The sequence below is a fragment of the Rhodococcus sp. NPDC056960 genome, from assembly GCF_042674125.1.
Taxonomy (GTDB): Bacteria; Actinomycetota; Actinomycetes; order Mycobacteriales; family Mycobacteriaceae; genus Rhodococcus_F.
The window spans coordinates 255447-277033 of sequence record NZ_JBHURF010000011.1 but is presented as its reverse complement, the minus strand read 5'-3'; the positions used below and the strand labels follow the sequence as shown (position 1 = coordinate 277033).

At 67.0% G+C, this 21587-nt stretch carries 19 protein-coding genes; 10 read left to right on the top strand and 9 right to left on the bottom strand.

The window, feature by feature from the left end; all coding sequences use genetic code 11:
* Positions 1 to 35: 35 nt before the first annotated feature.
* From ACFTWF_RS19755 to ACFTWF_RS19745, 3 genes are all read left to right on the top strand, one after another.
* Positions 36 to 1406, top strand: a complete 1371-nt coding sequence (locus ACFTWF_RS19755) for an amidase (RefSeq protein ID WP_378462868.1) — start codon at positions 36 to 38, stop codon at positions 1404 to 1406.
* A gap of 142 nt (positions 1407 to 1548) precedes the next feature.
* The gene (locus ACFTWF_RS19750; protein ID WP_378462867.1) at positions 1549 to 3039 is read left to right on the top strand and encodes a hypothetical protein; all 1491 of its coding nucleotides are present in this window, start codon (positions 1549 to 1551) and stop codon (positions 3037 to 3039) included.
* Entirely contained in the window at positions 3036 to 3383 is a 348-nt protein-coding gene (locus ACFTWF_RS19745; RefSeq protein ID WP_378462866.1) for a YidH family protein, read from the top strand. Before ACFTWF_RS19750 ends, ACFTWF_RS19745 begins: the two co-directional genes overlap by 4 nt.
* Here ACFTWF_RS19745 and ACFTWF_RS19740 read toward each other — a convergent pair.
* From ACFTWF_RS19740 to ACFTWF_RS19700, 9 genes are all read right to left on the bottom strand, one after another.
* Entirely contained in the window at positions 3375 to 4253 is an 879-nt protein-coding gene (locus tag ACFTWF_RS19740) for a formylglycine-generating enzyme family protein (protein ID WP_378462904.1), read from the bottom strand. The two genes, ACFTWF_RS19745 and ACFTWF_RS19740, sit on opposite strands and share 9 nt — an antisense overlap.
* Before the next feature lie 74 nt (positions 4254 to 4327).
* Positions 4328 to 5272, bottom strand: a complete 945-nt coding sequence (locus ACFTWF_RS19735) for an HAD family hydrolase (RefSeq protein WP_378462865.1) — start codon at positions 5270 to 5272, stop codon at positions 4328 to 4330.
* A gap of 5 nt (positions 5273 to 5277) precedes the next feature.
* A complete protein-coding gene (locus ACFTWF_RS19730) occupies positions 5278 to 6816 on the bottom strand; it encodes an arylsulfatase (RefSeq protein ID WP_378462864.1) in 1539 nt (512 codons plus the stop codon).
* Positions 6817 to 6945: 129 nt separating this feature from the next.
* Positions 6946 to 7599, bottom strand: coding sequence for a hypothetical protein (locus ACFTWF_RS19725; protein WP_378462863.1), 654 nt, complete (start codon positions 7597 to 7599; stop codon positions 6946 to 6948).
* Positions 7600 to 7650: 51 nt separating this feature from the next.
* Positions 7651 to 8109: an RrF2 family transcriptional regulator gene (locus tag ACFTWF_RS19720; protein WP_378462862.1), complete on the bottom strand. Its 459-nt coding sequence runs from the start codon at positions 8107 to 8109 to the stop codon at positions 7651 to 7653.
* A gap of 10 nt (positions 8110 to 8119) precedes the next feature.
* Positions 8120 to 8863 (bottom strand): SDR family oxidoreductase, encoded by a 744-nt coding sequence (locus ACFTWF_RS19715; RefSeq protein ID WP_378462861.1) that lies wholly within the window; start codon positions 8861 to 8863, stop codon positions 8120 to 8122.
* A gap of 73 nt (positions 8864 to 8936) precedes the next feature.
* Positions 8937 to 11126, bottom strand: coding sequence for a maltose alpha-D-glucosyltransferase (gene treS, locus ACFTWF_RS19710; RefSeq protein WP_378462860.1), 2190 nt, complete (start codon positions 11124 to 11126; stop codon positions 8937 to 8939).
* Positions 11127 to 11223: 97 nt separating this feature from the next.
* The gene (locus tag ACFTWF_RS19705) at positions 11224 to 12015 is read right to left on the bottom strand and encodes an alpha/beta fold hydrolase (protein ID WP_378462859.1); all 792 of its coding nucleotides are present in this window, start codon (positions 12013 to 12015) and stop codon (positions 11224 to 11226) included.
* A 1-nt stretch (position 12016) separates the two neighbouring features.
* Positions 12017 to 12535, bottom strand: a complete 519-nt coding sequence (locus ACFTWF_RS19700) for an RbsD/FucU domain-containing protein (protein WP_378462858.1) — start codon at positions 12533 to 12535, stop codon at positions 12017 to 12019.
* A gap of 243 nt (positions 12536 to 12778) precedes the next feature.
* Here ACFTWF_RS19700 and ACFTWF_RS19695 point away from each other — a divergent pair, with 243 nt between their 5' ends.
* The 7 genes from ACFTWF_RS19695 to ACFTWF_RS19665 all read left to right on the top strand — a co-directional run bounded on the left by ACFTWF_RS19695 (position 12779) and on the right by ACFTWF_RS19665 (position 21514).
* Entirely contained in the window at positions 12779 to 13537 is a 759-nt protein-coding gene (locus ACFTWF_RS19695; RefSeq protein WP_378462857.1) for an SDR family NAD(P)-dependent oxidoreductase, read from the top strand.
* A gap of 124 nt (positions 13538 to 13661) precedes the next feature.
* On the top strand, positions 13662 to 15299 hold the full coding sequence (locus ACFTWF_RS19690; RefSeq protein ID WP_378462856.1) for a GMC family oxidoreductase: 1638 nt from the start codon (positions 13662 to 13664) through the stop codon (positions 15297 to 15299).
* The gene (locus tag ACFTWF_RS19685) at positions 15296 to 15805 is read left to right on the top strand and encodes a hypothetical protein (RefSeq protein ID WP_378462855.1); all 510 of its coding nucleotides are present in this window, start codon (positions 15296 to 15298) and stop codon (positions 15803 to 15805) included. The genes ACFTWF_RS19690 and ACFTWF_RS19685 overlap by 4 nt, the downstream gene beginning before the upstream one ends.
* Before the next feature lie 104 nt (positions 15806 to 15909).
* Positions 15910 to 16644 carry a GntR family transcriptional regulator gene (locus ACFTWF_RS19680; RefSeq protein WP_378462854.1) on the top strand — a complete coding sequence of 245 codons (735 nt, stop codon included), beginning with the start codon at positions 15910 to 15912 and terminating at the stop codon, positions 16642 to 16644.
* Positions 16645 to 16966: 322 nt separating this feature from the next.
* Positions 16967 to 18430: an APC family permease gene (locus tag ACFTWF_RS19675; RefSeq protein WP_378462853.1), complete on the top strand. Its 1464-nt coding sequence runs from the start codon at positions 16967 to 16969 to the stop codon at positions 18428 to 18430.
* 44 nt (positions 18431 to 18474) lie between these two features.
* Positions 18475 to 19914 (top strand): aldehyde dehydrogenase family protein, encoded by a 1440-nt coding sequence (locus tag ACFTWF_RS19670; protein ID WP_378462852.1) that lies wholly within the window; start codon positions 18475 to 18477, stop codon positions 19912 to 19914.
* A gap of 259 nt (positions 19915 to 20173) precedes the next feature.
* Positions 20174 to 21514 carry an MFS transporter gene (locus ACFTWF_RS19665; RefSeq protein WP_378462851.1) on the top strand — a complete coding sequence of 447 codons (1341 nt, stop codon included), beginning with the start codon at positions 20174 to 20176 and terminating at the stop codon, positions 21512 to 21514.
* Positions 21515 to 21587: the final 73 nt, after the last annotated feature.

Below are 21587 nucleotides of genomic sequence, written 5' to 3'. Positions count from 1 at the left end.
GACAGGGCCCGAACGACCAGGCTGAAGGAGTTCTCATGAATCCCACCGACATGACCGCCGTCGAACTGGTCACGGCCTACTCGTCCGGAGAGTTGTCGCCGGTGGAAGCGACGCAGGCGATGCTCGACGCCATCGACGAGCGGGACCGTGCCATCAATTCGTACTGCCTCGTCGACGGGGAGCGGGCGCTCGCGCAGGCTCGGAAGTCCGAGGAGCGCTGGAACACCGGGTACTCCAAGGGTCTGCTCGACGGCGTCCCGATCTCGATCAAGGACATCTTCCTCACCGACGGCTGGCCCACGCTCCGCGGGTCGCAGGCCATCGACGAGGACCAGCCGTGGGACGTCGACAGTCCCGTCGCCGCGCGGCTCCGCGAGGACGGCATGGTGTTCCTCGGCAAGACCACCACCCCCGAGATCGCGTGGAAGGCCGTCACCGACAGCGCCCTGTGCGGCATCACCCGCAACCCCGCCGACCCGGCGAAGACGGCGGGTGGGTCCTCGGGTGGCAGCGCGGCCGCGGTCGCGGCGGGCCTCGGCCCGTGCTCCGTCGGCACCGACGGCGGCGGCAGCGTGCGGATTCCCGCCTCGTTCTGCGGCGTCGTCGGGTTCAAACCCACCCACGGTCGAATTCCCCTGTTCCCGGCGAGCCCGTTCGGACCGCTGGCCCACGCCGGTCCCCTCACCCGCAACGTCGAGGACGCGGCGCTGCTGATGGACATCATGTCGCTGCCCGACCCGCGCGACCCGACGTCCCTCGCCCCGTTCCCGACCACCTTCCGCGGCGAGATCGGCCGCGACGTCGTCGGACTCGGAGTCGCCTACTCCCCGACGCTCGGTTATGTGACGGTCGACCCGGAGGTCCGGGCGATCGTCGACCGGGCCGTGCAGACGCTCGACTCGGCGGGGTTGCCGGTCACCGCCGCCGACCCCGGTTTCGCCGATCCGATCGAGGCTTTCGAACTGCTCTGGGCGTGCGGGGCCGCGGCGATGCTGAACAAGTTCCCGGAGGGTGCGCGCGACAAGGTCGATCCCGGGCTCGGGAGGGCCTGGGAACGCGGCGAGAAGTTCAGCGCGGTCGAATATCTCGATGCTCGCGCGGTCGCGGCGGACGTCGGCATCACGATGGGCAAATTCCACCTGACCCACAACGTGCTGCTCACCCCGACCGTCCCGATTCCGCCGTTCGAGGCCGGCTACGACGTTCCGCCGGGCAGCGATTTCACCAGCTGGCCGCAGTGGACACCGTTCACCTATCCGTTCAACCTCACGCAGCAGCCGGCCATCAGCATCCCGGTCGGCCGGACCGCGGCGGGTCTGCCGGTCGGCCTGCAGATCATCGGGCCCCGGCACTCCGACGACCTGGTTCTCGCGGTGGCGAGATACGCCGAACACGTCCTGGGTTAGGTCGGCGAAAAGCACCCGATCCGAGCCGCATCCGAGGATCATGAAGATGAGGCCCGGTGCCGTGCGAATCGTGAAATGTGCTGTCCGGGTAATTGTTGCCTGACAGAGATTTTCGGGGTCGGGGAGGAGCCCGGGAGAGCACATGACAGCGATGCCGGTGTCCGGAAACCCGCCGCACTCGCGGCCGGGCGGGGATCAGCTGGCCCCGGGAATGCTCGTCGCCGCCCGCTACCGGCTCCTCGGACGTTTCGCCGGCCCGGACTGGGTGCAATGGTGGCACGCTCACGACGTCGAATTGTGCCGGGACGTCTCGCTGAGCCTCGTCGACTCGGCGCACCTCCACGCCACCGACAGCGGCGCGGACCCGCTGGCACGGTTCTTCCGGAACACCACCGGAACCAGCTTCAGTCACGAGGGGCGGATCGCCCAGGTCTACGACATCGCCGCGGTCGGCGACCGGATCGCGGTGGTCGCGGAGTGGACGCCCGGGTGGCGGGTCGCGGATCTCGCGCGCACGGTTCCACGTCCGCTGGATGCGGCGCGCACCGTGCGGTACCTCGCCGCCGCGACCGCCGACGCACACCATCACGGCGCCCGTATCGCACTGGACCATCCCAACCGGGTTCGGATCTCGTGGGAGGGAATCGCCGTTCTCGCCTTCCCCGCCACGCTGGCGGACGGGAGCAGAGCCGACGACGTCGCCGGACTGGGCGCACTGCTGTATGCCCTGCTGCTCGGGACGTGGCCGCTGTCCTCACCCGGCGCCACCCCGGCGGTCGGACTGCCCGCGGCCGCCCGCCGGGGCGACGGTTCCGTCGTCGCACCGCACCGGGTGCGACCGGCCATTCCGCGCACGCTGTCCGACGTGGCCATGAACGCGCTCACCCTCGAACCCGGCGCGGACACCGCGCAATCGGTCGTCGACGCCCTCGACCGGATCCTGTCGGAGGCGCGGGCGCGTGCGGGTTCCGCGTTCGCCGACGCCGCGGCGCGCGCCCACCCGAAGCCCGGCGACCGGGCCGCGCGACCCGCGGCGCCGCTTCCCACGGTGAGCGGGGCGCTCGCGCTGATCGTCGCCCTCGGCGCGGGCGCGTGGGCGATCGGCACGTCGTTCACCGCCTCGGACGCTCCCCCGGCCGCCGTCGCGGACAGCATCCGCAGCCAGACCGCGCCGGTTCCGGAGGTCTTCCCCGCACCACTCGTTCCGTCGTCCGCGGCCGTGTACTCCCCACTGCGTTTTCCCGACAACGGCGCCACCGCGTCCCTCGCCGTCGACAACGACCCCACAACATCCTGGTCTACCGATCGTTACCCGCAGCAATTGCCGGCGTCGAAGTCCGGGGTGGGCCTGATCGTCTCGTTCCCCGGGCCCGTCGATCTCCGGGAAGTCCGGATCGACTCCCCGACACCGGGCACGACCGTCGAGATCCGGACCGCTCCCGTCGCGTGGGCGAACATCGACCGCACCGAGGTGATCGCCTCGGCCACGCTCGGCGCCGGGGTCACCCAGATCGTGGCCCGGCCGCCGGCACCCACCGACCGGGTCCTGGTCTGGATCTCAGGACTGTCGCCCGGCGAGACCGGTTATCAGTCGCGGCTGTCGGAGATCGGGTTCCTGGGTAGCACCCCATGAGCCGCAACATGTTCGGACCCACCCAGCCGAACACCGGTAGCACCGCGCGCGACCATCTCGCGAACGAGCGAACCTACCTGGCCTGGCATCGCACCGGGATCAGTGTCGCCGCACTCGGTGTGGCGGTGGCGAAGTTCGCACCGCACCGCGGCGCCCACGCCGTGGCCGCCGGATTGATCCTGATCGCCGCGGGACTGCTCGTCTCCGCGTACGGCACGGCCCGTTACCGGGTCATCAGCAAGCAGATCGAGTCCGGGGTCTTCGCTCCGGCGACGTTCACCGCGGTCGTCACGTCCAGCGTCGTGACCGTGCTCGCGCTGCTCGCGGTGGTGGTCCTACTCTGACCCGGACAGGGCCGTGACGCAGCGGAATCCGATGTGGCTCATCCCGGTGTCGACCATCTGCGGTCGCCGCGCCGCGGGCCGGTACCTCCGGCAGTAGCTGTCGGCGCACAGGAACGAACCACCCTTGATCACCCGGCGCGGCACCCGGAACTGCGGTTGACGTCGGTCGAAGCTCGCCGACATGCCGGGACCGCGCGGATTGCGCGGCGCGCAGCACGACTCGGCCGTGTCGCTGTGACGCTCCGAGTACCAGTCGGCGGTCCATTCCCACACGTTGCCCGCCATGTCGAAGAGGCCGTATCCGTTGGGCGGATAACTCCCGACCGCGGTCGTGGACCCGTATCCGGCGTCGGCGCGCCACGGGAAGTCCCCGTGCCAGTAGTTCGCCGACGGCTCGCGTTCGGGGCCGTCGCCCCAGGTGAATTCGGTCTGGTCGAGGCCGCCCCGCGCCGCGGCCTCCCACTGAGCCTCGGTCGGGAGGGACCGTCCGGCCCACTGCGCGTAGGCGGCCGCGTCCTCGTGGGCGACGTGGACGACGGGGTGCTGTTCGCGGCCGGTGATGGTCGACGCGGGCCCGGTGGGACGTTTCCAGGATGCGCCGATGGTCCAGGTCCACCACTGGCTGAGGTGACGGAGATCGACCGGGCCCCGAGTGGGGGTGAACACCATGGATCCGGGTTGCAGATTCTCCGCGGGAGCGCCGGGGAAATCGGCGGGATCGAGCGGGCGCTCGGCGACCGTCACGTATCCGGTGTCCCGGACGAACGTCGTGAACTGGTCATTGGTGACCTGCCGCGCCTCGATGTCGAAGGCATCGACCGCGACACGATGCGCCGGACCCTCCTCCGGATAGTGCCGATCGGAGCCCATGGTGAACGTCTGGGCGGGGATGCGACGGACTTCGGAGACGGTCCGGGTTTCCACGAAGCCTTCCCTTCTCCCGATCAGGTGTCGGCCGGCGCGAAGACGCTCGTCCAATCGTCCTTCATGCTTACCACGGTCCAGTCCTTTTCCCGGGCCTGATCGAGGGCCTGTTCGGCGCCCGCAACATAGTCGAATTCGCGATCGGCGTCGTCGTGCAGGATCAGCATCCGAAGCGACGCGCGGTCGGGGAGCCCGGAGAACGCGAGCATCGGCAGGTCGCCGTTGGAGTTGCCGGCCGACAGGATCGGCCGCCGTCCGATCCTGCTCCAGATCCGGACCGGCTTCTCCGGCCCGTCGTCGAAGAAGTCCATCGCGGCCTTGTAGAGCAGCTCCGTTTCGTCCGCCCCCTCCCGGTACGACAGGCCGAGGGCGCTGCCGATGATGCGTTCCGGCGGAATCCCGTAGAGCCCTCCGGCGACCGGGCGCATGAAGTCCCGATCACCGCCGGACGCGATGTAGTTCGTGAAGCCGTTCGCCTCGAGATAGCGCAGCAACTCGACCATCGGCGCGAAGCCGCACCCGCGGTACGGGCGGCCCAGCGTCGGGTGGTCGGCGCCGTCGAAGAAGGCCCGGACTCGCGCGTCGTAATGCTCGACGCTGACCGAGTCGAACGCCTCGGTGATCGCCCCCATCAACAACTTCAGGTCGCCGTCGTCGCCGTGATAGTGCTTGACCATCGCGGCCCCGAGCCATTTCAGGTCGTGCTCGTGCGCCGCCTTCCACGGCTGCTTCTGTTGCAGTGCCGGATCGTGCTCGGCCATCTCGGCCAGACGCCGGATGGTGAAGTCGAGCTGGATGGGCATCGGCTTCTCACACCACAATGTGCCGTCGTTGTCGAACACGGCCACCCGGTCCGGCGGCTCGACGAAATCCGGCCCGCCCGGCTCCGTCACCCGTGCGACGAAATCCTCGATCGCCGACCGCGTCGACCCGTCCGCCCAGGAACCACCCAGCCCGGCCCCCATGACCGTCAGTCCTTCGCCAGGAAGGCGTGCAACTTCGCCACCGCGTGGTCGATCGTGAAACTCGCCGGCTCGTGCCTCGGCGGAAATTCCTTGAACGTCTCGAGAAATTGCGTCGTGATGAATGTTCCGTAGATGGCGATGTAGTCGTGGTCGAGGAACCAGTCCCAGTACGTGTTCGACGTGATGTCGGCACGCTCGAACGGGTCGGTGCGCAGGTTGAACAGTTTCGGCAGCCGCAGGGGGGTGAACGGCTCCGCCCACAGTCCGAGGGTGCCCTGCGCCCGCTGCTCCATGAACACGATCTTCCAATTGTCGAAACGGATACCCAGCACATCGCAGTCGTCGGAGAAGTAGACCATTCCCCGGCGCGGGGACGTGTCGACCTCACCGGTGAGGTACGGGAGCAGGTTGTATCCGTCGATGTGCACCTTGAACGTCTTGTCACCGACGTCGTAGCCGGCCTTCAGTTGCTCGACGACCTCGGGGGCGCCGGCCGCGGCGAGGAAGGTGGGAAGCCAGTCATGGTGCTGGACGATCTCGTTGGACACGCTGCCCGCAGGGATCTTGCCCGGCCAGCGGATCACCTCGGGGACGCGGAACGCGCCCTCCCAGTTGGTGTCCTTCTCACTGCGGAACGGGGTGGTCGCGCCGTCCGGCCAGGTGTTGGCGTGCGGCCCGTTGTCGGTGCTGTAGATGACGATGGTGTTCTCGGCGAGACCGAGTTCGTCGACGGCGTCGAGCAGCAGTCCGACGTGCTTGTCGTGATCGACCATCGTGTCGTGGTACGGCGATTGCCAGTGCCCGGCCTGGCCGAGGCTTTCCGGTTTGGTATGCGTCCGCAGGTGCATGTGGGTGGTGTTCATCCACACGAAGAACGGCGTGTCCGCTTCCTTCTGCCGCGTGATGAAGTCGATTGCCGCGGAGACCGTCTCGTCGTCGATGGTCTCCATCCGCTTCTTGGTCAGCGGCCCGGTGTCCTCGATGCGCTGCTTCCCGAGCGGTCCGTACCGCGGATCGACCTCGCCGGCGTCCTCTTCGGTGGCCCACGTGTGGAGGACTCCGCGAGGCATCATCACCTCGTGCAGTCGGGGATAGTCCTCCGCGCTGGGATAGTCGGGGAGTTCCGGTTCTTCCTCGGCGTTCAGGTGATAGAGGTTCCCGAAGAACTCGTCGAAGCCGTGCGCGGTCGGCAGATACTTGTTCAGGTCGCCGAGGTGATTCTTCCCGAACTGTCCGGTGGCGTATCCGAGAGGCTTGAGCAGTTCGGCGATGGTGGGGTCGTCGGGCGACAATCCGATGTCGACGCCGGGGATTCCGACCTTGCTCATACCGGTGCGGTACACGCTCTGGCCGGTGATGAACGACGCGCGGCCCGCGGTGCAGCTCTGCTCACCGTAGGAGTCGGTGAATTTCATGCCCTCGTCGGCGAGACGGTCGATGTTCGGTGTCCGGTAGCCCATCAGTCCGTCGCTGTAGCAGCTGAGGTTCGTGATTCCGATGTCGTCGCCCCAAATGACCAGGATGTTGGGTTGCGCGTCCGTCATCTGTCTCTCCTCGCATCGTCGGGCGAAAGCGATTCCGGTACCCCCACCGACATCGCAGTCCTGACGTTGCTCGCGACGCATCGACGCCACATCACCCGTACGGGGTGAGACCGCGCAGGGAGCCCGTCGTCAGTCCGGCGGGAGCGACGGCGACCGATCCACCGTGAGGATGTACACGCTGATCACCATCACCCACGCGGGGAAGACCAGCGTCACCCAGAGACTGAAACTGACGACCACCAGCAAGGCGAACGACAACAGATAGGTGGCGACGGCGAGCCATCTCGGCATCAGTCCGGTGCGCAGCCAGATGGTTCCCAGCGAAATCATGAACACCCCGGCCATGCGGACGCCGTAGACGTTGTTCACATGCAACATCACCTCGCGCCCGAAGTAGACGAGGTCGTTCTGCGGAACGGTGGTGAGCCGCGAAATGGCGAGCATCCCACCGGCGAGTGCCATCGACACGAACGTCATCGCGAGGAACAGCAGCCCGCTGCCGAGGAAGACGGTGGAGAAGAAGCGGTCTTCGAGATCCCCGAGCCGGTCGCGGATGACGCCGATGAACCACAGGAACGCGATGCCCGCGAAGGGCGCGAGGAGCAGGGCCGTCGTGATCTGCCTCTGGTGGTTCACCCACGGATCGCCCGGTGCGCCCGGCAGCGCGGTGCGCAGCAGGACGATGCTGGACGCGAACAGCACTCCGAAGACGACACCGGCGACTGCCGCGGCCCGTGGCGTGCGCAACCGATGGAATTCGGCCTCGCCTCGTATCTCGGCCATGGGTCCAGTCTTCGCCGGGGTCGAACGTCAGGGCAACCGCGACCCTCGGTTTCAGTAGGACGTCTGCAGCGTCTGTTTGAGAGCGGCGAGGTCCAACGTCGCCGCGAGATCCGCGATCGTCACACAAGACAGGGAATCACGCCACGCCCGCTCGGCATCGGCCATGACCTTCGCGATGCCGCACGGGGTCGTGCACTGTTCCGGTGGCGCGGCGAGCAGCCCCTGCTGCCGGATCTCGGTGCACCGAAATGCCGGCCCCGTGCCGTCGACCGCCTGCACGACGTCGAGCACCGTGATGTCCCCGGGTGCCCGCGTCAGGACGTACCCGCCGTCGCGACCTTCGGTCGGGTGGACGAGGCCGGCACGGGCCAGCGACTGCAGATGCTTCGCGAGATACGACTTCGACACTCCGTGCAGGTTCGCCAGCCGGGCCGTGGGCACCGGGTCCTCGGCCTGGCTGAGCACGACGCAGCAGTGGAGCGACCACTCCACACCACCGGAAATCTTCATGCTCACGACCCTATTTGCGAAGCCATTCGTCCAGTGTGGTCGGGGCGATCCAGGCGCCGGCGCCGGGTGTCGGCGTGATCGCCGCGTCGTCGAGTTTCGCACCGAAGTAGCCGGCGTCGGGATCGGACGTCACGGACCGCTTGTCGCCGGTCGACGCGAACAGTCGTCGCACCAATTCGTCGATACCCAGCGGCTCGGGGCCGGCGATCTCGACGGTGCCGTTCAACGGGGCACCGGTGACCACCTCCGCCACCCGGGACACGACGTCGCGTGAGGCGATGGGCTGCAGGTGCGCCGGTGTCGCATGCACGGTGTCGCCGACGGTCCCGGCGTCGGCGATGCCGGCGATGAACTCGAAGAACTGGGTGGATCGCACGATCGAGTACGGCACCGGGCCTGCTTTGACCACATCTTCCTGGGCGACCTTAGCTCGCATGTACCCCGAGTCGGGCAGCCGGTCGGCGCCCACGATGGACAACACCACGTGGTGCCCGACGCCGGCTGCCTCCTCCGCGGCGAGCATGTGTTTGGACGAATCGCGGAAGAACGCCAGGACGTCGTCGTCCGCCCACGACGGTGAATTGGTCAGGTCCACGACCACGTCGGCGCCCTCGACGGCCTCCGCGACGCCCTTGCCGGTGGTGGTGTCGATGCCGGCCTCACGACCGAGTGCCACGACGTCTTGCCCCGAGTCGGCGAGTTTCGCCGCGACCTGGCGTCCGATGAGCCCGTTTCCGAAAATGACGATCTTCACGTCCCGCTCCTTTACTTGGATAAGTCCTGTCCGAGTTTACTCCGACAGTTGTTATCCGAGTCAAGGGTCCGGGTCACACGGATTCGGGCCGCACCTGGACCGGGACGCCCTCGTACGGCGCGAGGGTGATCGGGAAACTGTGCAGTTCGTCCACGGTGCCGATCTGTTCGTCGGTGAACAGGTTGACCGCGGACGATCCGGCGGGCAGGAACTGGGACTGGACGGTCGCGGCGATCTCCTCGGACGTGAAGTTGAGAACCGTGACCTCGAGACTCGCGTCCGCCAGCTCGTGAACCATGACGAGTAGACCCTTGTGCGACACGGTGGGCACGTCGAGTTGGACCGCGGTCGCGATCCCGAATCGGTTCCGGATGTCGATGATGCCGGCGAGCCGGCGGGCGAAAGAGGCCGAATCCTGCAGTTGCACAGGCAGACTCCCGTACAGGCTATGCCCGCGCGGGACGCCCGACTCCGACCGCTCGGCGTCCGGGTTGACCCCCATGAGGTCGTGCGCACCCCGGTTGATCCAGCGCGTGTCCCCCTCCGAGAGAAGATCGGCGACGTCCTCGGACGGCACGGGAAGCAGTCCGCACAGATCCCAGCCCGACAGAGCGAAGACGCCCGGCTGCAGCGCATTGAACATCGCCAGCAACAGGTGGGCCTGCTTGACGGTGTCGATGTCGGCAGCGTCCATCCGGTCGAGGTCGCGGATGCCCAGCGTCGCGGTGATGACGCTGGCCGTGGTGCAGGCGATCCCGTTGGTGGTGAAAGTCCGGTTGTACGGTGCCCACCGCCCGGTGAGCCGCTCACACAGGTCCTTGCGGATGTGGTCACCGAGGTCGGACCCGGTCACGGTCTCGCCGCCGTAGTCGAACTCGTCGTCCTTGTGCAGCGTCGCGAAATGCACCAGCTCGAACGTGAGCTCGTCGTGGTTCTGCAGCGCGTGGACGAGCGAGGCGGCGTCGACGCCGTGGTCGCGGGCGAGGTTCATCGTCAGCCGAAGAAATTCGGTGTTCCCCATGACCAGCGCGTGATGGTAGGCGGGACGGTTGATGAAGTCGTACGACAGGTCGGCCCCCGTCGTACCCATCGCCTTGATGTCGTCGATGGTGAGGTTCAGCTCCTGGAACGTGAATCCACCCATCTTCCGCACGATGCTGGCGATCAGGTGATTGGCCGCCTCCGACAGGGGATGCCCCTCCGACCAGCCGGGAAGACCCTCGGTGCGCCGTTCCACCCCGAGGAAACCGTTGGCGTCCAGGCGAAGCGCGCCGGCGCCGAGATCCGCGATGGAGTGGCACGCGTCCCCGATGACCAGGCGCATGCCCGCGAACGACGGATCGAGCCAGTTGATGGAGGGCTGCCCGGCCTTGAAATAGTGCAGATACACCCACCGGCGCTCGACGCCGTCCACCCCCTTCACCGCGGGGGTGACGCTCCAGTTGGTTTCCTTCACCCCGAGTTCGTAGAAGATGACGCGCTGCAGCTGACCGATGATGTAGCCGGCCCGGGCGAGTTGCGCCTCGGTGTCGGCGTCGATGTTCACCGAGTCCCGGCCGTCCGGCACCCGGGGCAGCAGATGCCAGTCCTGCTGTTCGATCTCCACCATGTGATAGATGCCGGGGTAGTCGGCGTACGCCATCTCGGCGAGCCGGAAATCGGCGCCCTTACCGGTGTGACCGGGCACGATGTCATCGATGACGATGCCGTCGTACGCCGCGGCGACGACGCAGAGCTTGCGGAACTCGTCCTCCGTCCCGAACGCCGAGTCGATCTGCATGCTGATGCGGTCGAAATGGCCGTCCACCGACGGCGTCGCCCGCCACCCGTTGATCCCGCCCGCCTGCTTCACCGGCCCCGTGTGCACCGCCGTCACCCCGACCTCGGAGAACGCCTGCCACAACGCCTCGTCGCCGAGCGAACTCAGAAAACTGGCGCCCGGCGCCGTGATGATCGAAATCGGGTACGCCGTGAACCACACCGAACCCCGCTCCACCGCTGCCCGCGGATTCGGGTCGGCATACGGGTTCTGCCACATGCTGCCCTTGCCGGACAGCTGCTCCGCGATCAACTTCGCATCGTGCAGGATCGACTGGTTGATCAGCCACTCCACGTAATCCGGGTTGTCCGGAACCGGTTCACCCCGCTGCGCATCCACCCGGGCGGCACGACGGACCGACGGTTTCAACGGCCGGGGCCGCGCCGGGTAGAACTGCTCGTCGTAACTGATCTCGCTGGGCTCGTGATGGATCTCGGGGTTCATGGTCCTCCGTCGTCATCTCGTCTCCACACCGCACCGGTCGGCTACCCGTCCACCGTCCCACGGAAACGACGGCCGGGCATGCGGAGTCGACAGACCGTCAGCGAACCGCGCAACTTTCGAGTGGATGCCCGGCCCGGCACCATCCCGAGATCGCCTCGATCATCAGCGCCGCGACTTCCCGGTGAGCGACGTCGTTCGGAATGTCGTGGTAGCCGCCCGGGATGACGACGCTCCGTCCGTGCTGAAGTTCCCGGGCGAATTCCGCGGCCCGGTCGGGCGCCGCGAACACGTCGAATTCGCCGTTGACCAACAGGATCGGCATCGTCATCGCAGGCAGACACGCCCGCACCTTCCCTCCCGCCACGGTGAGTGCCCGCCAGAGGTCCGGTTCCGCGGGAGCGGTGTCGAAACCGAGCGGATCGTTCTGGAGCGCATCGAGGTACGACCGGTCCTTCGCCATGACGAGGTCCGTCCGGCCCTCCGCCGCGCGCGGCAGACCCCACAGGGGCGCTCCCGTCATGATCAGTCCGGTGCGCAGGGACGGGGTGCGGACCGAGAGGAGAGCCCCCGTCAGCGCGCCGAGCGAGTGACCCACGACGACTACCGGTAGGTCGGGTTCGTCGCCGGTCATGATCTCGACGAGAACCCCTGCGTTGGAGGCAAGTTCGTCCACCGAGGGAAAGAGCCCCGCCGGTCCGCCGGTATGACCGTGGCCGAGGTGATCGGGTGCCCACACGTCCAGACCCGCCGAGTTCAGCTGCCCCGCGAGCCGATGATAATGACCGGAGTGCTCACCGAATCCGTGCAGGAGCAGGATCCGCGCCCAGGGCCGCGAGGTATCCCAGTGACGGTAGTAGACCGTATTCCTGACGCCGTCGAAGAAGGGCATGTCAGGCCTCCCGGCTTCCCGGGCCGGTCGACGGCGCCGCGGTGTGCAAGTCCTCGAACCAGGCCGGTGACGTGAGCCAGTTCAGGGGAATCGGTGGGCTCGGGTAGCCCGCGACGAGAACGACGTTGCCGTGCACCGAATAGTCGCCGGTCTGGACGAAGACCTTCACTCGGTCGCGGAGCCGGTAGAACTCGGGAAGGTACCGCAGTTCGTGGACGTTCTCCTCCCCCACCAGTACGGATACGAGCTTCCGGGCGTCGGGGTTGGCGGTCACCATGTCCTCGGTGACGATCGCCGCTTCGAAATCGCCCACCTCGCACAGCACCGACAGCAGATCTCCGACCGAGGGCAGTCCCGGTGCGATGCCGAGATCGATGGTCTCGACCTGCGGCGACAACGGAACGAGGCTCGCGGACGACGTGCCGCTTCCCGCGTCCGCGACGTAGATCATCTCGCCGTGCCGAAGCTGGCTCACGACGGCGGCCAGGCGTTCGTGCAGCAATCGGGTTTTCGGTGCCATTGAGTTCGTCCTTCGATCGATGACGGGAGGGTGTGCGACAGAGCGCACCGGACACAGAATGTGCTCTGGTCGACAATCGACTAAAAATGTAGGACGCTCGCAACCGGAGGTCAAGGTTTCGCGAAATCCCGGCGCGACCCTTGACCGATCGACAAAGTCGGGCGCACACTCATCTGGTCGATTGTCGACAAATAGTCAATCGAGATCACACTTCCACATTCACCGGACCCCGAGGAGAACACCATGGGCCAGTTGCTGCAGGGCAAGACAGTCATCGTCACGGGCGCAGGCGGAGGCATCGGCCTCGCCACCGCCTTGCATCTCCACGACGAGGGGGCACAGGTGGTCGCCACCGTGCACTCCGAGTCCAGCCTTCCCCAGCTGAAGGTCGACGACGACCGCCTCATCGGGCGCGTCGTCGACGTCACCGACGAGGCGCAGGTCAAGGACCTCGTCGACGTCACGGTCCAGACCTTCGGCAAGCTCGACGGCATCGTCAACAACGCCGGCATCCTGAAGCCCGGCACCATCCTGGACGCGTCGGTCGAGGACTTCCAGAAGACGTTCGACGTCAACGTGAAAGGCGTGTTCCTGGGTTCGAAGTACGCGATCCCCGAGATGCTGAAGGTGGGCGGCGGGTCGATCGTCAATTTCGGTTCCATCAACTCGATCGGCGCCGAGAAGCTGCTCACGACGTACACGGCGAGCAAGGGTGCCGTGCTCACGTTGACCAAGGCCATCGCCCTGGACTTCGGCGCGCAGGGCATCCGGGCCAACACCCTCTGCCCCGGCTTCGTCGACACCCCGCTGAACGTGCCGCACTACACGGCACTCGGCGGACGCGCGGAACTCGAGGCCGGGCTCCCCGACTTCCAGCCGATCGGACGCGCCATCCTGCCCATCGAGATCGCGCACTCCGTCGCCTTCCTGCTGTCGGACCACTCCACGGCCATCACCGGGACGGCATTCGTCGTCGACGGCGGCGTTCTCGCCGGCGCCTGATCCCTCAGTCCTGCGGTGGGAGCCCTGCCGCCTCGGGCTCCCACCGCAATTCCATTTGACAGCCGACGTGACGCCGATCACCATTGACGTAATGTCGACAATAGACGAAACGAGGTCGACCACGATGACTTTCACTGACTCCGGTGTCACCCAGCACGACGTTGTCGACGTGTTGGTGATCGGCGCGGGTCCGTCCGGCGCGGTCGTCACGCACACCGCTGCCACGGCGGGGCTGAGCACCCTCTGCCTCGAGCAGGGCGACTGGGTCAATCCCAGCGATTTCCCCGCCAACCATCCCGAGTGGGAACTGCTCATCCAGCACGACTGGGCGCACGATCCGAATGTCCGCGCCCTGCCGTCCGACTACCCGGTCGACGTGACGGACTCCGACATGTGGCCGGTGATGTTCAATGCCGTCGGGGGTAGTTCCATCTTCTACGGCGCCGAATGGCCGCGACTGCTGCCGTCGGACTTCCGGGTCAAGACCCTCGACGGCGTCGCCGACGACTGGCCGATCAGCTACGACGACCTCAAGCCGTACCACGACGAGGTCGACCAGTTCATCGGTGTGTCGGGAGTGGACGGCGACACCGCCTACCCCGAGGGTCTCGAATACCCGCTGCCGCCACACCCGTTGGGCAAGCCCGGCATGAAAGCGGCCGAGGCCGCGAACACGCTCGGCTGGCACTGGTGGCCGGGCACCAACGCGATTCCCAGCCAGAAGAACAAGACCCTCGAGCAGTGCGGTCGCTGGGGTGTCTGCGAATGGGGTTGCCCGCAGGGCGCGAAAGCCTCGTTCGACTTGATCTACATGCCGCAGGCACAGCAGGCCGGCGCCCGCGTGGAGACCGGTGCGCGGGTCCGCCGGATCGTCACCGGCGACGACGGCCGTGCCTCGGGCGCCGAATGGGTGGACCGCACCGGCGCCGTCCATTTCCAGCCTGCCAGGGCCGTGATCGTCTGCGCGAACGGCATCGGAACACCGCGGCTGCTCCTGCTGTCGGCCGACGAGAAGCACCCGGACGGCCTCGCGAATTCATCGGGGCAGGTGGGCCGGAACCTCATGCTGCATCCCAATTGCACCGCCGTCGGGTATTACGAGGACAACCTCGAGAGCTGGCGCGGACCGGCCGGACAGCTCATTCATTCCATGCAGTTCTACGACACCGACACCTCCCGCGGATTCGTCCGGGGCGCCAAGCTGCACGCCCTCCCGACCCCGGGACCGCTGAACACGATCGAGACCCACCGGCAACTCGATTTCGACGACCTGTGGGGGCCGGCCATCCACGACGTCGCACGGGCGGCGTCCAACGGAATCCTCTGGGCGGCCAACGTGGAGGATCTGCCCGAGGAACACAACCGGGTCACCCTCTCCACCGAGGAATTCGACGCCGACGGGCTGCCGGCACCGAAGGTCGAGTACCGGGTCAGCGAGAACACCCGCAAGATCCTGAAATACACCGTCGAGCGCATGGTCGAACTCCACGAGGCGGCGGGCGCGAAACAGATCTTCACCCAGGAATTGTGGGTCGACCAGCCCGGACATCTCCTCGGGACGGCCCGGATGGGCGACGACCCGGCGACGTCCGTGGTCGATTCGCACGGCCGGGCCCACGATGTCGACAACCTCTACATCGCGGACGGCAGCATCTTCGTCACGTCCGGCTCCGCGAACCCGACCTGCACGATCAGCGCCCTCGCCCTCCGCGTGGGCAAGAAGGTCGTCGAAGACGTCACCGCACGGAAGGCATCGGCATGAGCACCACATCCCTCGACCTGCAGTCGGCACCGAAGCGACGACTGTCGGTTCCGGGCAGGCACACGGCACCGCCCCGGCCGCTCACGGACTCCGAACTGACGACGCTGCTGCGGATCGCGGACTGCCTGATCCCGGCGTCCGGTGAGAACCCCGCCGCCAGCGAGGCCGACGAGTACCTCCGTTACCTGAATCTGGCGCTGGCCGCCCGGGCCGACGTCTTCGACGCCGTCCTGTCCGCGGTCGACAAGGCGGCCGGTCTGCACGGCGGCGATCTGCGCGCGGAATTGAAGCGGATGTGGGCCGAAGACACGGTCACGTTCGATCCGCTGTCGTCGATCCTCGCCGGTGCCTACTTCATGACTCCGCAGGTCAAGGCACTGATCGGGTACCCCGGGCAGCACCGCGACGCCGCCGGGTTCGAGGATGCGGCCAACGAGCTCGACACCGGGATACTCGATCCGGTGCTCGAACGCGGCCACTTCTACGTGTCCGCGAACGGCGAGTAGACCGCGCACGCGCTCCCCTCATCCACCACTGTTGATCTACTGTCGACAAGAGGCTCCCGGCGTGGTGAACGTCGAAATCAACCGCCATCAGAAAGGACAGCCCGATGACTCTGTCACCGAATCGTCCACCGGGATCGACCGTGGGTCGACGCGAAGACAGCGACATCTCCCTCGGGCGGATCCATCAGCGCACCACTCCCGGCACGGTCGCGGGCGTGCTGCGCACGGCCATCCTCGACGGCACCCTGGCCCCCGGCAGTCAGCTCCGCGAGGCCCACATCGCCGCCGACCTGGGCGTGAGCCGGGCTCCGCTGCGGGAGGCCCTGGGGATCCTCGCCGACGAGGGCCTCGTGGTGAAGATCGCATACAAGGGTGCGTTCGTCGCCGAGGTCAGCGCGAAAGGGATGGCCGAGATCGCCAGCCTGCGCAAACGGCTCGAGCCCTACGCGATCGAGTTGGCACTGCCGAGGCTGTCGGGCGCCGGCCGGACCAAGATCGTCCGGACCCTCCAGGACATGGCCCGGGGCGCCGACGACGGTGACATGACCCGGACCATCGACGCGCACATGAGCTTCCACCGGGTGATCTACGAACTGTCCGAGCACACCCTCCTGCTGGACCTGTGGCGCAGCTGGGAGTCCCAGCTGCAGTTGTTCCTCTCGGCGGATCACCAGTCGTTCCCCGACCTCCACGACGTCGTCGCCGAACACGAGCGCCTGCTCGGCATCATCGACACCGGCGATCTCGAGGCGATCACCCGCGAGATCGACCGGCACGTCCACGGTTCGACCGACGCCGCCCCGGCCGCGGCCGGCGGTTCGTCGCCGTCGACCGCGTAAATACGACCTTCTCCGCGGGCAGGCGCCCGCCCCCGATGCGACCGTGAGTGAGGCCGCCTCCGTGATCACGGGGGCGGCCCGCCCGGCGTCGGTCGTTGCGATGCCTCCGCGTGGTCTCCGACCGCCCTTCTCTCCCGAAATCGACACAACTGGTGATTGAGATCACACCGATTTGTGGTAGATTGTCGACAGTAGAACAAGCGAGACGCATCCCGTCACCTTCTTCCACGACAACCGAACCTCGTCTCGGCACATCCCCGCCGAGATGCCCGCGACAGAGACCAGCGAGGTCACGATGGCCATAACCCCGGAAGAGCACCCGGTGTCCACTCAACCGCCCACCGAGCCCGAACGTCCGCTCCTCGATTCCGGAGCGGACTCCGATTCCGCCTATCTGGAGAAGCTCGGCTACAAGCAGGAACTCAACCGAACGCTGGGGCTGTTCTCCGCCTTCGGAGTCCAGTTCACGTCGATCGCGATCGCCTCCGGCATCTTCACCACCCTGATCGTCGGATTCGGGTTCTTCGGACCGGCGTCGTTCTGGTCGTTCCTCGTCGGTGGCGGCCTCCAGGTGTTCACCGTGGGGCTCGCGGTCGCGCAGCTGGTCTCCGCCTACCCCCTGGCCGGCGGCGTGTATCAGATCACCGGCCGGATCACCGGGAAGCCGTGGCTGGCCTGGCAGACCGGGTGGTGGCTGCTGATCGCGCACACCGTCGCGGTCACCACCGTCGCCGTGAGCATCGCCCCCTTCGTCGCCGGCTGGTTCGGCGTCACGTTCGAGAACAACACCGACGCCCTGCCCTGGGCACTCGGCCTGATCGTGCTCGGCACCGTGATCAACATCGCCGGCGTCAAGGTCGCAGCCGTGCTCAACAACATCGGCGTGGTGGCCGAGGTGCTCTGTGTCGTCGCACTGGTCGGGGTGCTGCTGGTGGTGAAGCATCCGACCCAGCCGCTGTCGTTCCTGAACGAGTCCGGCGGAACGACCACCGGCGGCAACTGGTTCGTACCCTTCCTTCTCGCGATGATCCTTCCCGCATATGCGATCTCGTCGTTCGACGCCACCGGAAACGCTTCCGAGGAAACCAAGGACGCCGCCCGCAAGGCACCGATGGCATCGGTGATGGCCAACGTCTCCTCCTACGTCGTCGGCATCTTCATGATCGCGTTGATCATGCTCGCCATTCAGGACCTCCCCGCGGTCATGGAGAGCACCACCCCGGTCAAACTGATCCTCGACACCGCGGTGGGCACCGCGTTCGCGAACATCTTCGAAGCCGTCGCGATCGTCGCCCTGTTCGCCGCCCTGGTCATGCTGCAGCTCACCGGCATTCGCGTTCTGTGGTCGCAGGCACGCGACGGCCAGATCCCCGCGGCCTCCTGGCTGCGCAAGGTCAGCGCCCAGAAGATCCCGATCAACGCGACCCTCACGATCTTCGCGATCTCCGTGGTGTTCGCACTGTGGTCGTCGCTTCTGTCCGTGCTCGCAGCGATGACGGCACTCGCCTGGGGTATGGCCTACGGTGTCGTGGTCGTCGTCGGCTTCTACGGGCTGATCAAGCGCAAGCTGCCGGCCCACCCGTGGCACTACGGCATCGTCAGCCCGGTCATCTTCGTCCTCGCCATCGCCTGGTCCGTCGTGCTCTGCGCACTCCTCATCTACTCCGATCCCACCCATGTCGGCCTCGGCATGCTGCTGGTCATCGCGTCGGGCGCCGTCATCTACATGCTGATCCCCAAGAGCAGGCGCGGAAGGTCCATCGACACCCAGTCCGGGCATCTCTGACCACCCACTCCCCCGACAACCGATCTCCATCCGAAAGGAACTTCATGTCCTCGACGCTTCGTTCCGTCACCAACATCATCGACGGCAAGGCCGTGGCAGGATCCTCCGAGCAGGTGCGACAGGTCCGTAACCCGTCCACCGGCGAGGTCGTCGCCGAACTCCAGGAATCGACCGTCGAGGACGGCTACCGTGCCGTCGACGCGGCCCGGGCAGCATTCCCGGCGTGGGCCGCGAAGACGCCCGGCGAGCGTTCGCAGATTCTGCACGACCTCGCCAACCTCCTCGAGGCGAACCTCGACGAACTCGCCGACCTCGAGACCCTGGACGCCGGCAAGCCGACGACGGCGGCGAAGGGTGACGAACTCCCCGGCATCGTCGCGGCCTTCCGGCACTTCGCCGGCGCGGGCCGGGCGCTGACCGCGCAGGCCGCCGGTGACTTCACCGCGGGCAACACCAGTTTCGTCCGGCGCGAACCCCTGGGCGTCGTACTCGGCATCACGCCGTGGAACTTCCCTCTCTGGCAGGCGATCTGGAAGCTCGCCCCCGCGCTGGTCGCCGGCAACACCGTGGTGATCAAACCGGCCGAGCTGACTCCGCTGGCCACCACGCGCTTCGCCGAACTCGCACAGCAACTGCTGCCCCCGGGTGTTCTCAACGTCGTGCACGGCAAGGGCAGTGTGGTCGGAGACGCTCTCGTCCGTCACCCCGACGTCAACCTCGTGTCGTTCACCGGCTCGACCTCGGCCGGACAGCGGATCGCCGAGGCCGCGGGCGCCGCGCCCAAACGACTCGTGCTCGAGCTGGGCGGGAACGCCCCCGTCATCGTCTACGACGACGTCGACCTCGAGGCCGCTCTGCCGATCCTCACCAACGGCATCCTGTTCAACGCCGGTCAGGAGTGCATGTCGGCCACCCGGCTGCTGGTGAGCGAAACCTTCCACGACACATTCGTCGCGGCACTGGCCGACAGCTTGAGGGCGGCCCGGATCGGCGACGCCGCCGACAGTTCGACTGTGCTCGGCCCGCTCATCTCGGAAGGCCAGCGGGCCCGGGTGGCCGAACTCGTCGACTCCCGGCCCGACCACGCTCGGGTCGTGACCGGCGGCGCAATCGTCGACGGTCCGGGCTACTTCTACGAGCCCACCCTCATCGACGGTCTGCAGCAGGACGATCGGCTGGTGCAGGAAGAGATCTTCGGACCGGTGGCGACGGTCCAGACGTTCACGGACGAGGCGGACGCGCTGGAGAAGGCCAATGCGGTCGAGCAGGGACTCGCCGCGTCGGTCTGGACCCGCGACATCGGTCGTGCGCTGCGGAACGTCAACGCGATCGAGTCCGGCGTCGTGTGGGTCAACAACCACATGGCGGTCGGACCGGAGGGACCGCTCGGCGGCTTCAAGGGCTCGGGCTACGGCAAGGAGGGCGGCGCCGCCGGACTCGAGGAGTTCACCCGGATCAAGCACGTCATCGTGAGCCTGTCGTGACGGCGCCGAGCCGCCACGACACCGCTCGCCCCGCCTGCGAACCGGAAGCCGCCGTCGGACAGCATATTCGACGGATAGACATTCGGAGCGGTGCGATCTCGCCCTGGGCGCACGCCACCATGGTCGTGCCGTCGCGAGGTCGCCAGTGCTGGCTGGTGACGCTGTGGGACGGCAACGTCGACGTGTGGCGGGTCGACGACCCGACAGCGAGATACGAGTTCAGAGTGCCGATTCTTCCCCTCGACCGATCGGAACACCCATGACGGAAGTACAGGGCGGTTTGCACGGCTCCGAGATGCGGCGGGCCATCACGGCCGCCGCCATCGGAAACTTCATCACCTGGTTCGATTTCGCGGCATACGGATTCCTCGCCGTCCTGCTCGGCAGGATCTTCTTTCCGTCCGAGAATCCGGCGACGAGTCTGCTGGCGACGTTCGCCGCGTTCGGTGTCGCGTTCCTGATGAATCCCATCGGCGGCTTCGTCTTCGGCAGGCTCGGAGACAAGGTCGGCCGCAAGAAGATCCTCGCGACGGTGATCATCCTGATGTCGCTGTCGACGTTCGCGGTCGGACTGCTGCCGGGTTACGCCACCATCGGCCTCGCGGCCCCGGCCCTGCTGGTGACGCTGCGGATCATTCAGGGTTTCGCCGCCGGCGGTGAACCCGGCGGCGCGGCCACGTTCCTCGTCGAATCCGCGCGACGCGGACGGCGGGCGCGCACCGTCAGTTTCTGGCACTGTTCGAGTTACCTGGCCAACGCCGCGGCGTCGGTTCTCGTCCTCGGCCTCAACGCCGCACTGAGCGAGGCTGCGATGTTCGAGTGGGGCTGGCGCATTCCCTTCCTCATCGCCGGACCGCTCGGGTTGGTCGGACTCTACATTCGCCTGAAGCTCAGCGACACAGCAGAATTCGAACGACTCCAGTCGTCGGGTGAAGTCAGCCGGACGCCGGTCAAGGACGCACTCTCGACCAGTCACCGCCAGATCCTGCAGGTCGTCGGTTGTATTGCACTGCAGGCGGCGGCCTTCTACTTCATCTTCGTCTACATGGAGACGTATCTGCAGTCGGAGGTGGGATTCTCGTTCGGTCTGGCCTCCGCGTCGACGGTCACCTGCCTGTGCTCGGCGGCGGTCGCGATCTTCGTGTTCGCCCGCTTCTCCGACCGCTACGGACGCAAACCGGTGCTCATCCTCGGCGCCGTCTCGAGCACGCTGATCGTCTATCCCGCGTTCCTGGTTTTCGCCACGGGGAATGTCCCCGCCATCGTGGTGGCCCACGCCGCGATGGGGATCTGTCTCGCCATGTTCATGTCGGCGTCGGGCGCTGCGATGGTGGAGATCTTCCCGAGTCGCGTTCGGTACGCCGGCTTTTCGATCGGATTCAACATCTCGGTCGCAGTCTTCGGCGGCACCGCACCGTATGCGGCAACGTATTTGATCGCGGCCACCGGCAGTCCGCTGTCGCCGTCGGTCATCCTCATCGTGACGGGCGTGATGGCCATCGTGGCGGCGGCAACGCTGCACGAAACCGCAGGCCGAACAGTCGATGCGAGGGTGGAAGCGGAACCTCTCCGCCGCGATCCCCTCACCGTCGGCGAATAGCGTCCGCACAACCCCTTGACACCACCGAAAATCGACCATAAATTTGACATCGTCCTCTTGTCGACAATCGTCA